The sequence below is a fragment of the Pseudoalteromonas sp. M58 genome (assembly GCF_042604605.1).
In the GTDB taxonomy this organism is placed as follows: Bacteria; Pseudomonadota; Gammaproteobacteria; order Enterobacterales; family Alteromonadaceae; genus Pseudoalteromonas; species Pseudoalteromonas tetraodonis.
On the sequence record NZ_CP152390.1, the window covers coordinates 1296494 to 1310056 of the forward strand.

The 13563-nt window shown below is 42.6% G+C and carries 7 protein-coding genes; 5 read left to right on the plus strand and 2 right to left on the minus strand.

Annotated elements, in window-relative coordinates; genetic code table 11:
• Positions 1–44: 44 nt before the first annotated feature.
• The 5 genes from AAGD16_RS06050 to recD all read left to right on the plus strand — a co-directional run bounded on the left by AAGD16_RS06050 (position 45) and on the right by recD (position 11271).
• Complete coding sequence (locus AAGD16_RS06050) at positions 45–1175, plus strand: alkaline phosphatase family protein (RefSeq protein ID WP_377114264.1); 1131 nt, start codon at positions 45–47, stop codon at positions 1173–1175.
• Positions 1172–2233, plus strand: coding sequence for an alkaline phosphatase D family protein (locus AAGD16_RS06055; RefSeq protein ID WP_377114267.1), 1062 nt, complete (start codon positions 1172–1174; stop codon positions 2231–2233). The genes AAGD16_RS06050 and AAGD16_RS06055 overlap by 4 nt, the downstream gene beginning before the upstream one ends.
• A gap of 170 nt (positions 2234–2403) precedes the next feature.
• A complete protein-coding gene (recC, locus tag AAGD16_RS06060) occupies positions 2404–5703 on the plus strand; it encodes an exodeoxyribonuclease V subunit gamma (RefSeq protein ID WP_377114270.1) in 3300 nt (1099 codons plus the stop codon).
• Positions 5690–9256, plus strand: a complete 3567-nt coding sequence (recB, locus tag AAGD16_RS06065; protein WP_377114273.1) for an exodeoxyribonuclease V subunit beta — start codon at positions 5690–5692, stop codon at positions 9254–9256. The genes recC and recB overlap by 14 nt, the downstream gene beginning before the upstream one ends.
• Positions 9253–11271 carry an exodeoxyribonuclease V subunit alpha gene (recD, locus tag AAGD16_RS06070; RefSeq protein WP_377114276.1) on the plus strand — a complete coding sequence of 673 codons (2019 nt, stop codon included), beginning with the start codon at positions 9253–9255 and terminating at the stop codon, positions 11269–11271. Before recB ends, recD begins: the two co-directional genes overlap by 4 nt.
• Before the next feature lie 13 nt (positions 11272–11284).
• On the opposite strand, the gene AAGD16_RS06075 is transcribed toward recD, so the two are convergent.
• The gene (locus AAGD16_RS06075; RefSeq protein WP_377114279.1) at positions 11285–11917 is read right to left on the minus strand and encodes a trimeric intracellular cation channel family protein; all 633 of its coding nucleotides are present in this window, start codon (positions 11915–11917) and stop codon (positions 11285–11287) included.
• Positions 11918–12060: 143 nt separating this feature from the next.
• Positions 12061–13350 (minus strand): amidohydrolase, encoded by a 1290-nt coding sequence (locus tag AAGD16_RS06080; RefSeq protein WP_377114282.1) that lies wholly within the window; start codon positions 13348–13350, stop codon positions 12061–12063.
• Positions 13351–13563 lie beyond the last annotated feature (213 nt).

The following is a 13563-nucleotide window of genomic DNA, read 5'->3' on the forward strand; positions in this document are numbered from 1 at the left end:
CATCATCGATGGGCTTTTTACTATATAAAGTTGATGAGAACACCATGAAAAGCATGATAAAAATTATCGGGTTAAGTTTAATTTTATTGTTTAATAATGTGGCATTGGCTGCTCAACAAAATGTAGTGTTAGTCACCCTTGACGGCGTGCGCTGGCAGGAAGTATTTAATGGTACTGATAAAAACCTGCTTAATAATAAAGAATTTGTTAAGCAACCAGCACAGTTAAGCAATGAATTTTGGGATGAAAGGGTGCAACAGCGCCAGCAATTATTAATGCCGTTTTTAACACAAACGATTGCCACTCAAGGCGTCATTATGGGCGACAGAGCAAACGGCTCAGCGATGTCAGTGAGTAATCCATGGTTTTTTTCATACCCTGGTTATAACGAAATTCTTACCGGCGAAGTGAATGAAAACATTAACAGTAACGATAAAGTATTTAATCCAAATAAAACCATTTTAGAGCGATTAGATGCGCAGCCTGAATTTAAAAACAGCACGGCTTTATTTGGTAGCTGGGATGTGTTTCCTTATATTGTAAATACTAAGCGTAGTCATGTGCATGTAAATGCAGGATTTATGCCTATAGCCGATGATTTATTTGCCGATGCCCCCCTGTTAAACGCATTACAAACAGAAATCCCCAGCCCATGGCACAATGTGCGGCTTGATAGTTTTACCTATCGATTTGCTAAAGCCTATATGCTGGCTAAAAAGCCAAGATTATTGGTGATTAGCTTAGGGGAAACTGACGATTTTGCTCACGATGGCCATTACGATGCTTACTTAAAGTCGGCCAAACAAAGCGATGCATTTTTAAAAGATTTATGGCAAACCATTCAAAGCACAGCAGGTTATAAAAATAATACTACGTTAATTGTTACTACCGATCACGGCCGTGGCAGCTACGCAAACGATTGGCAACATCACAGCTCTAAACGGGCATTAGCAAAGTCGGAGCAGGGTAAAAAGGCATTTCCTGAGGGAATTATTGGCTCAGAGCATATTTGGCTTGCTGCCATTGGCCCTACAATTAAAGGTAATGGCTTAATAAAAACCGATAATGAGCTTAAACAAGCGCAAATTGCCGCCACCGTTTTAAAAGCACTTGGGCAAAACCCAAACACGATTAACCCTAATATGGCACCGGCTATTAATGAGATTTTAAAATGAAACAGTTACTAAAAACCTTTAATCATTCAGCGCTGTTACTTGCTTTTGTTATTAGTGGTGGCGCAATGGCTGCGCCGTCTAAAATATTGTTTGGCTCGTGTGGGCATCAAGATAAAGACATCCCCATCTTTAATGCGATTAATAAAGAGCAGGGTGATTTGTTTATATTTTTAGGCGATAACATTTATGGCGATACTAACGACATGGCCGTGCTTAAAAATAAATACCAACGATTAGGGGAAAAGCCTGGCTTTAAAACCTTAAAAGCAAATACACCCCTAATAGCCATGTGGGACGATCACGACTATGGTCAAAACGATGCGGGTAAAGAGTACCCGCATAAAGAAGCATCACGGCAAATTATGCTCGATTTTTGGGATGAACCGGCAAACTCAGCGCGCCGAACCCGTGCTGATGGTATTTATACCTCGTACATGTATGGCGAAGGCGAGCAAACCGTGCAGGTGATCATGCCTGACTTACGCTTTAATCGCGATAAGCTTAATTCAGTGAGCGAACTTGAGTATTTTACAAAGCGTAAAGCAAATAACCAAGGCCCGTACAGTCCAACTGAAGTAAAAGGCGCGTCTATGCTAGGGGAGGCGCAGTGGCAATGGCTTGAAGCCGAACTTAAAAAGCCAGCAGCGATTAAACTAATCGCATCAAGCTTACAGTTACTGCCTGATTTTACTGGCTGGGAATCGTGGGCAAATTTTCCAGAGGACAGAAACCGTTTATTTGCGTTAATTAAAAAACACCACGTAAATGGCGTGGTGATCATCAGCGGCGATACCCATTGGGGGGAAATTTCAAGGTATCAACACAATCTTGATTACCCACTCATTGAAATGACCAGCTCAGGCCTGACTGAAAAATGGAAAGACGTTAGCCCCAATAAACATCGTGTCGGTGATTACACGCATAATGTTAACTATGGCGATTTAACCATTGATTGGCAGCAAGCAGATCCAGGCGTGTCACTTAAGCTCAAAGGCATTGATGGTAACGTAATAATGCAAAGTGATTTTAGCTTATCTAGCATAAGCCCATACCAATAACGGGTTTGTTATTAAAAACGCACAGTGACTAAAGTGAGTCCTGTGCGTTTAAAAAATCAGCTAGCTACTGGCTAACATGCTGATTTATTAACGCCAATACCTCCTTTGCGCTACCGCTTAAATTGAAAATATCTTACACTGGCCTTTATCTCAAGTAAGGCTGGTATCGTATGCTCAATATTATTCAATCAAACCGTATGGAAGCCCTGCAAGCGCAGTTTCATCAACTGTTAAAGGTAAACCCGTTGCAAAGCCCATTTGATAAAGAAGTGGTGTTAGTGCAATCGCCGGGTATGTCGCAGTGGCTAAAAATTGGTTTAAGTGAAAATTTAGGCGTGGCTGCGCAGGTAGACTTTCCGCTGCCGTCGAGCTTTATTTGGCAGTTGTACCAGCAACTATTGCCAAACGTGCCTAAAGAGTCGGCGTTTAATAAACCGAACCTTGCTTGGAAACTGTTTGCAATTTTACCTACTTGTATTGACGAGCCACTGTATTTACCCCTAAAAACCTATTTAGAGGGGGATATTGACGGCCAAAAAACCTTTGCCCTATGTGAAAAAATAGCCGATGTGTACGACCAATATTTAATGTATCGCCCCCATTGGATAGCCACTTGGGATAGCGGTGTTGATACGCTTGACGATGTAGATATCAGCATTGCTCCTTGGCAACCCGATTTGTGGCGCCGCCTTGTCAAATTAAGTAAAACACTTGGGCAAAGCCAATTTCACCGCGCCAACATGCAAGGACAATTACTCAGCGCCCTTGAGAGTATGGATAGCAGCTCATTGCCAAAGCGTATTAGCCTATTTGGTATATCTGCGATTGCCAGCTCACAGCTTGACGTGTTTGAAGCCTTGAGTAAAAAAACTGAGGTGTTTTTATTCTTTTTTAACCCCAGCGAGCATTATTGGGGCGATATAATCGATGAAAAAACAGCGGCTAAAATAAACGCTAAATACGCCAAAATGCCGCTGGTGGAAGCGCAGCAAAAAAAGCAAACGAATCCTGATGAAGAATACTATTTTATTGGTAATCCGTTGTTGTCGTCGTGGGGTAAACTCGGCCGCGATTATTTTGAGCAACTGGTGCAGCTTGATGCCCGTTGGATTGATGGTTTTATTGATGCGTTTGACGATACCTTACTTGGGCAAGTGCAAAGCGAAATATACCAACTTGCCTTTAAAGGTGAATCGCTTACCGATAACAAAGAATGGTTTATAAACGATGAGGGTAAACTGCCCATAAGTGCAAACGATACCAGCATTACGTTAAGTGACTGCCACACACCATTAAGGGAAGTCGAGCGCCTGCACGACTACTTACTCAATTTGTTTAATCAAAACCCAACGCTTACCCCCAAAGACATCATCGTCATGATGCCTGATGTAGGTACTTATAGCCCTTACATTGAGGCCGTTTTTGGTGGTGCGCAGGGCAGCCGATTTATACCATACGCCCTTGCCGATTTAGCCATAGAGCAAGAAAAACCAGTACTGAGCTCGTTTGCCAGTTTAGCTAATTTACCGTTTTCGCGCTTTGGCGTGTCGGATATTCTTGATTTATTACAGGTTACGCAAATTGCCGAAAAATTTGGCCTAGAAGCCCATGAATACGAGCAAATACATTATTGGCTTGAGCGAGTAGGGGTAAAGTGGGGCATAAACGCTGAGCATAAACAAAGCTTTGATTTACCCGCAATTGATTTAAATACCTGGCAACATGGCTTGAACCGTTTATTACTGGGGATTGCCATGCGCGACGAACAGTGCCCATTTAATGGTATTTACAGCGCCGATGAAGTAGAAGGTATGGCGCTTGATACTCTCAATAAGCTGGTGCATTTTATTGATGTGCTTCAAGACTTTAAAGCGAAACTCACCCCAGATGATACGCTTACTAATAAAGCCCAAATTTTAAGTGAACTGCTCAATACTATCTATGAGAGCGAAAACGATGATAGCTGGGATTTATTAGTGCTGCAAAAGGTGCTCGAAGACATTGCGAAGCACCACGACAACGGCGACTACAGTAAAGCCGTTTCGCAGCGCATAGTGAGCTATCTAATCAAGCAAGGTATACAAGAAAAAGGTGTAGGTCAGCGCTTTTTAGTAGGACAAGTGAACTTTTGTACGTTAATGCCAATGCGCGCCGTGCCGTTTAAGGTGGTGTGTATGCTAGGCTTGAACGATGCCGATTACCCACGTACCGTGCAGCCTATCGGTTTTGACTTAGTACCTTATTCTAAAAAGCAAAAAGGTGACCGTTCACGTAAACTCGATGACCGTTACCTCTTTTTAGAAGCGCTCTTAAGTGCCCGAGATAATTTATATATGAGCTACATTGGCCGCTCGTGTTTTGACAACCAGCCGCGCATGCCATCAACGCTTGTCAGTGAGCTTTTAGAATACATTGGACGCAGTTTTAAACTTAGCGAACCCAGTGATAAACCTTTGCCTGAATGCCTTATTACGCAGCAGCATTTGCAGCCTTTTAATAGCCTGTATTACTCAGCTCCTAGCGATGAACAGGCGGGAGTAAATAATCACAGCTATAACCCAATTTGGCTGCCTAGCGAGGCTATTGAGCCAAAAGCAATCACTGCACTTGATGTAACACCCCCAGAGCTACTTGATCTTGATGTGTTTATTCGTAGTGTATGCTATGCCCAAGAGAGCTTTTATCAACAAAGTTTAGGGTTACGCTTGCCGCAATTTAACGATATAGCGAAAGACGAAGAACCGTTTAGCCTAGATGCGCTGCGCCGTTATTTTTACCTTGACGAAATACTTGAAGCAAACATTAACAATACTCCGCTCAGTACCGAGCAAATCCTGCAGCGCGGTGAGTTGCCCCAAGCCAATGTTGGCAGCTTAATTTATGAGGGTATGCAGCACCGAGTTGATGCGCTTGCAGGGCAAGTAAAAGAGCAAATAAAAGCCGGTAAAAGCGAACCGATAGAAGTGTTACTTGCGCTTGAAAATACCACCATTGAAGGCTGGCTTAACCATGTGTATATGCAAAAACAAGTGTTTTACCGCAGTGCCAGTATTAAAGCCAAAGATTTAATAAAAGGCTTTCTTTATCACCTGGCAGCTCAAAGCATGCAACAAGAGGTTGAAACCTTATTACTGGGTTTAGATAAACAAATTAGCTTTGCCCCTATGAGTAAAGCCAATGCCGACTTGCTGCTTGCAGATTGGTTTGAACTATACAAAGCATTACGCAACAAGCCCGTCGCGTTTTTTCCGGTAAGTGGTTATGAATACGTAAAAAGCGGTAGTGATATGGCAAAAGCCAACAGTAAATTTAGCCCACAGTATATTGGCCGAGGTGAAGGGGAAAACCCTTATATTCGTGTCACGGTGCAATCGCTCAATGATTGCCAAGAGGAGTTTATACAATGGAGCGAAAAATTACTCGCCCCGTTATTTGAGCACGCCAAGGAGAGTGACTATGCAAGCGCTTAACCCACTCACTATGCCATTATCAGGGCAAAGCTTAATTGAAGCCAGTGCAGGTACAGGTAAAACCTACACGATCACGGGTTTGTATTTACGTTATTTATTGGGCATGCAAATACCCGGCGAGCACAATACCCCATTGAGTGTTGAGCAAATTTTAGTGGTGACTTTTACCGATGCCGCTACCCAAGAAATTAAAGACCGTGTTCGTAGCCGTATTATTGCCGCGCGTGATGCTTTATTGGGGCAAGTGCCCAATGATGAACTCATTGAAGCTGTGATAGCGGGCGTTGATGATAAACATCGTGCGTTTGACTTACTCGATGCAGCAGCTAAATCAATGGATGAGGCGGCTATTTTTACCATTCATGGTTTTTGTCAGCGGATGCTAAAACAACATGCGTTTGAGTCGGGAGTAGCGTTTAACTTAGAGTTTATTTTAGATGAGCGCGAGATACTGCTTGAGACCATAAAAGATTTTTGGCGCGCGTTTGTCTACCCGCTTAATAAGCAAAAAACAAATGCGATTTTAGAGGTGTTTGCCGCACCTGAATCATTATTTAGCCAAGTAAGCAGTATTTTAAATAAAGCCAACGCCGAAATAACACCGCAAGTAAATTTAGAGGATGTGTGGCAAGCGCGAGATGAATACTTGGAGCTTGTACCCGCCTTTAAAAAAGCGTGCCTAGAGCAAGAGTTTATTGGTGCTGTGAAAGCATCCGATTTAAGTGGCTCAAAAACACCCGGGCGAAAAGGCAGTTTAGCGGCGCTTGAAGCATTTTGCTTAGGCAATGATGACTTTTTTGAATTTGGTACTAACAAATATTCGTTTGAGGTATGGAGCAGCGAGAATTTAAGTAATACCGCTAATTATAAAAAAAATGGCACATTACTGACTCATCCACTTATTAGCCAATTCGATACCTTAGCCGCACTTAACAATACCATTAAACAAGGGTTAAAAATTGCGATAATGCAATATGCGGCAAGTTGGGTAAAAGCGGCCATAGTTAAGCGCAAACAAGAGCAAAGCGTGATCACCCCTGATGACCTACTCACTAATTTACATACAGCCCTTAATAGTGAGCAGGGTGACGTATTGTCGCAAAAAATTGCGCAGTTATTTCCGGTGGCAATGATTGATGAGTTTCAAGACACCGACCCTATTCAGTACGGTATTTTTAGTAAAATATATGCTCAAAGCAATACCACTTTAGCCATGATAGGCGATCCCAAACAAGCTATTTATGGCTTTAGGGGCGCAGATATATTTACCTACATTGGTGCCAAAGAGGCCGTAGAGCAGTCGCAACAATTTACCCTAGGCACTAATTTTCGCTCCAGCAGCGATATCGTCAACAGCGTAAATAGCTTGTTTAGTAAATACGATAACAGCTTTATTTATAACGATGCCATTCCCTTTAATAAAGTGAAAGCCAAGGGTAAAAAAGCCAAAGATACATTTTTAATTGATGGCAAACCGGCCACCGCCTTTGAATTTAATGTGTTTGTGGATGAAGCTGGCGATGAAAAAGGCAAACCGACCAGTAAAGGCTTAGGGCAAGCTCATTTAGCCACCCATTTTGCTAATAAAATTGTTACGTTACTCGAGCAAGCAAACCAAGGAATAGCTTGTATTGGCAGTAAGCCGGTAAGCGCTGCTGATATTTGTATTTTGGTGCGCGATCGCGTTGAAGCGCAAATAATGAAGCAGGCCTTGAGCAAAGCCAATATTGCCAGCGTGTATTTGTCTCGTGATAGTGTATTTAGCCAAGAGCTAAGTCACCATTTACTCAACTTTTTAACCGCATTGCACGGCCAGTACGACGAGTCGCTACTACGAGGTGTACTCGCAGGGCCATTATTCTGTTTAAGTTATAACGATATTTTTGCTTTGGCCGATGATGAAAATGCATGGCAAGAACACTTAAACTTTTTTGCTCAACTTAGCCATATTTGGCACAAGCAAGGGGCTATGGCCATGCTTGAACGCTTACTGAGTCATAATCAACTCAGTGCCAAATGGCAAGGCTTGGGCTATAACGTAGAACGTTGGCTTACCGACTTTAGACACCTTGGTGAAATACTGCAGCAAAAACAAATAGAGCTTGAAGGGACACTTCGTTTGTTGCGTTGGTTTGCGCAAAAGGTGAGCCAACAAGATGGCGAAACTGTGCAAGTACGTTTAGAGAGCGACGCAAATTTGGTTAAAATTGTCACTATGCATGCCTCAAAGGGGCTTGAATATCCATTGGTATTTATGCCCTTTGCCAGTGGTTATCGTGAAACTAAAGACGCGCTTTATCACCATAACGGCAAGTTAATTTTTGATTTAAGTAAAGACGAAGACGCCTTGCAACAAGCAGAGCAAGAGCGCCTAGCCGAAGATTTACGCCTATTGTATGTCGCATTGACCCGTGCAGTGCATTTTTGTGCCTTGGGTGTATATAACATCGGGCAAGGGCAAAGTAGCCGCTTAGCGATTCAAAGTAGTGCGCTTGGGCATGTGTTGTTCTCAGGGTTAGCGTTAACCAGCAGCCAAACATGGCGCACTCATTTAAGTGAGTTTTGTGATGCCAATGATTCGATGGAATATCTGCAAATTACCTCGGGTGAATTACTCGAGCAGGGCATACTTCGCTTTAATAATGAACACGTTGAAAAGCAGGCGCTGAGTATTAATACTGTAACCACGCAGATTGAACGCGATTGGCGGGCAACCAGTTTTAGTGCCTTGAGCTTTAAAAAGCATACTGACCAACTGGCACCTGGGCGCAGCGATGAAGATCATCAAAGAGATGAGTTTGCGGTGCAACAAGATGAACTTCCTTCACCGTATAGCTTTCCAAAGGGCGCAAAACCAGGGAGTTGCTTGCACGAAATATTTGAGCAGCTTGATTTTACCAGTCCGGTAAATCATCCCACGAATATAGAGCAAAACTTAACGGCTGTGATTGAGCGTGCTTTTGAAAAATACCATATTGATGAGCAATGGCAGCAAATTACCGAGCAATGGGTACTCGATGCACTTAATTGCCCGTTAAACAGCGAGAATAATTTAAGTTTGAGCCAATTAGCGCCAAGTGACTGTTTAGTCGAAATGGAGTTTAACTTACCGCTTAGCAGCCTCAGTGCCCCTAAGCTTAATGAAGTGTTGATTAAACATTTTGGCTTTAACCAAAGTAAACTTGAGTTTGCCCATGTTAAAGGGTTACTAAAAGGCTTTATTGATTTAATTTTTTGCTACCAAGGCAAGTATTATATTTTAGATTATAAATCGAATTATTTGGGCAGTACCGCTGCTGATTATGTGTCTGAGCAGCTAGAGCAAGCAATGACCAGTCACCAATATCATTTACAGTATTTAATTTATACCGTAGCGCTGCATCGCTTGCTTAAACAGCGAATTCCCGATTATTCAATAGAGGCGCATTTAGGCGGTGTTTATTATACTTTTTTACGCGGTATGCCAGCAGGTGAGGGAGTGTACTTTAAACAGCTAAGTGCAGATCAAGTCGTTATTTTAGATGGCTTGTTTAGCCAAGGAGCCATGCTATGAGTGATTTAAATCAACAACCGGGTTTGTTTGATGACTTAGATGATGCGCCTTCAGATGATCCTGTGCTCACAACAGCACAGCGAACGATGCAGGCCAGCGAAAGTATTAAAGTCGTGCCGTTGCTAACGTATTTAACGGACGAACATAGAGTGCGAGTGGTTGATGTAAAACTGGCTGAATTACTCAGTGGCACAAACGCACAGCAAGGGTATGACGACCTCTTTTATATAATTTTAATGCTGTGTTTATCACAGCAAAGCCAGCATAGCTGTTTAACCCTAACAGAGGTTGATTGGACTAATCCGTTTAATTTACGCCAAAGCGACTTTACTAAATTAGAAGGCACCGTACCTGACACTCTCACCCCATTTAGTGACGATTTTACGACTGAGGCAGCAATAAGTTACTTACACGCGCATCACAGTGTGGGGGATCACAAGCCGCTGCAATTGTTTAATCAGCGGTTGTATTTTTCCCGTTTAGCAGGCTATGAGCAAACCTTAGCGCAACGATTACTGGCAATGAGTGAGCGACAACTCAATATTGATGATGCAGTCCTTACTGAGTTATTAACACGCTACTTTCCTGATAATCCAACGCTTGATATTGATTGGCAAAAGGTCGCTTGTGCCATTGCTGCAACAAAGGGCTTTAGTGTGATCACAGGCGGGCCTGGCACAGGTAAAACCACCACGGTGACAAAGCTGTTAGCGATTTTACAATCGTTATATCAGGCTGCGCCATTGAGCATAAAATTAGTAGCACCCACAGGTAAAGCAGCGGCGCGATTAACAGAGTCAATTTTAGGGGCTAAAAATAAGCTCACAGAAATACCGGCTGATATTAATGCGTTGATCCCGCAAAGTGCGCAAACTATTCATCGTTTGTTAGGAGTTAAGCCATTTACTAATAAATTCAGGCACGATAAAAGCAATCCGTTGCATGTTGATGTATTGATTATTGATGAGGCCAGTATGGTCGATTTATCGCTCATGGCTAAATTAATTGAGGCCTTGCCAGCGCATGCCCGATTGATTTTACTTGGCGATAAAGACCAACTCGCCTCGGTTGATACCGGCAGTGTAATGAGTGATTTATGCCAAGGTTTAGTACTTGGGCAAACACCGCAGTATTCAAAAGCACGCTGTGAGCAATTAAATAAGGTGTGTTTTAATGGCGCAGCTAAACTTGGCGCGCAAAATCAGAGTGAGTTTAAACTGGCTGATTGCATTGCCTTTTTACAACATAGTTATCGCTTTGATGCCAAAAGTGGCATAGGCCAATTGGCTTTGGCTGTTAATACCAATGATCGGGGTATTTTAAATTATGTCGAACAACACAGTACGCAAGGGCATTTTAGCGATGTGATTTTAGACTACGATTTTGTCTCTACACCGATTGAAAAGCTTATAAACAGCGCGGCATGTCACTACGGTGATTATTTAACACTGATTGCCCAAGGAGCTAGTGTTGCCAAAGTGCATGAGGCTTTTGCCCGCTATCAATTACTTGCCGCAGTGCGTGAAGGCGATTACGGCGTTAATAGTTTAAATGAACGTATTGAGCGGGTATTGCAACAGCAAGGGTTAATTAGCGTTAACCCTAATCAGCGGCATTACACGGGTATGCCTATTATGATTAGCCAAAACGATTATCAACTTAAACTTTTTAACGGCGATATAGGTATTTTAATGCCTGATGACAGTGGCCAACTCAAAGCACTGTTTATTGATGAGCAGGGTAATGAACGTGCATTTTCACCTGCACGACTCCCAGCGCACGATAAAGTGTATGTTATGACCATTCATAAATCGCAAGGCTCAGAGTTTAGTTACACTGCTATGGTATTACCACCACTTAAACAAGCGAGCGTCGGTATTAACCGGCAATTAGTGTATACCGGTATTACCCGTGCAAAGCAGACCTTTGAGCTGGTAGCAGATAAAAAAGTGCTGCAACTGGCGATGGGTAAAAGTGTGTCACGGGCATCAGGACTCTATGAGCGATTAGTGTAACGCAATGCTTATACTAATCGTTTATTTTTGGTGTTCTTTTTCTAAATAGATTGGGCTGCCAGCCAAAATGGAGCGCGCCCAATCTTAAAAAAACACTGACCAACAGCGAACCAAGAATGCACCATAAATAAGGGACTTCTAATAAAAATAGCACGGCATAGGTCAAGCCTCCTGCAAAACAGGCGGTGGAGTAGAGCTCTTCTCGCATCACCAACGGCACTTCTCGACAGATCACGTCGCGTATTAAGCCTCCAAATATCCCCGTAGTCATGCCCATTGTAAGTGCAACCATCATGGTGGTGCCTTCAATTAATGCTTTTTCGATACCGACCACATTAAAGATAGCCATACCAATTGCATCAACCAACAACATGTAATAGTTAGACACATCGGGTAAGTGGCGAATAAACATAACAGTGACAAAAATAGCGCCATAGGTGACATATAAAAAATCGGGGTTGGCTATCCAAAAAACGGGTTGGTTAAGAAGTATGTCTCTGAGCGTGCCACCGCCAAGCGCAGTGACTGAGCCAACAACCACCACTCCAAATCCGCCAATATCTTTATCATGGCCTAATAACGCACCTGAAATTGCAAAAAAAGCCACACCAATTAAGCTTAAAAAATTAAAATATTCTGCTGTCATTAAGGTGTCCTTACCTGATTGAGAATTTATATAATTAAAGGTAAGCGAAAGGGGATTTATATTAGCTGAATAACACTCTCTAATAACACTCTCTAATAAAACAAGCACAAGGTTATTACCCCTGTGCTTGTTACGTTGAGTTGTTATTGTAAGTAGTCAACAACCAGTTGAGATAATGATTCTACGCCGAGTTGTAAGGCGCTTTCGTCAACATAAAACTGAGGTGAATGATTACTTGCTGCCGTTTTAGCGTTTTGATCTTTTGGAGTGACGCCTAAAAAGTAAAATAGCCCAGGGGTTTCAAGCGCATAGTAACTAAAGTCTTCTGCGCCGGTAATTAAATCGGTGGTAATAATATTGTCAGCACCAGCAATACGGGCAAGCGTTGGGGTCATTTTTTGGGTGAGTGCTACATTGTTTACTGTGACAGGGTAGCCGTGATCTATATGCACATCGGCTTTAGCACCAGCGGATTCGGCAACCAGCTCAGCGGTTTTAGCTAAACGTTTTTTAATATCGGCGCGCATAGTTTGATCAAAGGTTCTAATGGTACCAATCAGCTCTACATTATCAGGGATTATATTTGAGCGTATGCCGCCATTAATTGCGCCAAACGAAATGACTGAAGGTGCTTTAGTTACATCAACTTGGCGAGAGGCGATTGTTTGAGTTGCCATAATAATTTGTGATGAAGCAACAATTGGGTCTACGCCATTCCATGGACGTGAACCATGTGTTTGACGACCCGTTACGTTAATTGTGAAAGAGTCTTCACTGGCCATTAGTGGCCCTTCTCTAAAGCCAATTTGTCCGGTATTAAGTGAGCTGGTGACATGCAAGCCAAACACCGCTTCAGGTTTTTGTTTAAATAAACCTTCTTTTAGCATTAGCTCAGCGCCACCTTCTTCGCCCTCGGGGGCACCTTCTTCAGCCGGTTGAAATACAAACAGTACTTCGCCCGCTAACTGATCTTTTATTTTTACCAGTGACTCTGCCACGGCCATTAAAATAGCAACATGGGTATCGTGCCCGCAGGCATGCATAACGCCTACTTCATTGCCACGATAGGTTGATGTTTGTTTAGAGGCAAAGGGTAAATCAACTTGTTCGGTAACCGGTAAAGCATCCATATCAGCACGCAATGCGATTAAAGGGCCTTTTTTACCGCCGCTTAATTTTGCCACAACACCGGTATGCGCAACACCGGTTTGTACTTCAAGACCCAGTGATTTTAAATGTTCAGTAATGTACTTGGCGGTTTCAAATTCGCGATTACTCAGTTCTGGATATTGATGTAAGTGACGACGCCATGTAATGACTTTTTCTCTCACACTTTGTGTTGCTTGTTCAAGTTGGGTGTTAACACTCGCGGCAAAACTAGGGGCGGAAATGGCGGTTAATAAAAAGCCACCACATATTATTTTTTTTATCATTATGATTCCTCGGTTGTTCGTATGTAACTAACTTACGCTATTACGCTGATAAAAAGTAGTGCCGTGCGATAGTTAACAAAAAAGCTCACAGTGTTTTCAATGGCGGTTTATAAAGCCCATAAACTGTTCCAAATAGCACAATAGTTTAGCGCTTTTGTCGTGTTTTAACGCAGATATTTAGCCTTAACAGTGAAAATGATAACAAAATGTTGC

Excerpts from the sequence above, each read along its gene's own strand:
- AAGD16_RS06050 (WP_377114264.1), top strand. The coding sequence starts at position 45 with ATGAAAAGCATGATAAAAATTATCGGGTTAAGTTTAATTTTATTGTTT.
- AAGD16_RS06055 (WP_377114267.1), top strand. The coding sequence starts at position 1,172 with ATGAAACAGTTACTAAAAACCTTTAATCATTCAGCGCTGTTACTTGCT.
- recC (WP_377114270.1), top strand. The coding sequence starts at position 2,404 with ATGCTCAATATTATTCAATCAAACCGTATGGAAGCCCTGCAAGCGCAG.
- recB (WP_377114273.1), top strand. The coding sequence starts at position 5,690 with ATGCAAGCGCTTAACCCACTCACTATGCCATTATCAGGGCAAAGCTTA.
- recD (WP_377114276.1), top strand. The coding sequence starts at position 9,253 with ATGAGTGATTTAAATCAACAACCGGGTTTGTTTGATGACTTAGATGAT.
- AAGD16_RS06075 (WP_377114279.1), bottom strand. The coding sequence starts at position 11,917 with ATGACAGCAGAATATTTTAATTTTTTAAGCTTAATTGGTGTGGCTTTT.
- AAGD16_RS06080 (WP_377114282.1), bottom strand. The coding sequence starts at position 13,350 with ATGATAAAAAAAATAATATGTGGTGGCTTTTTATTAACCGCCATTTCC.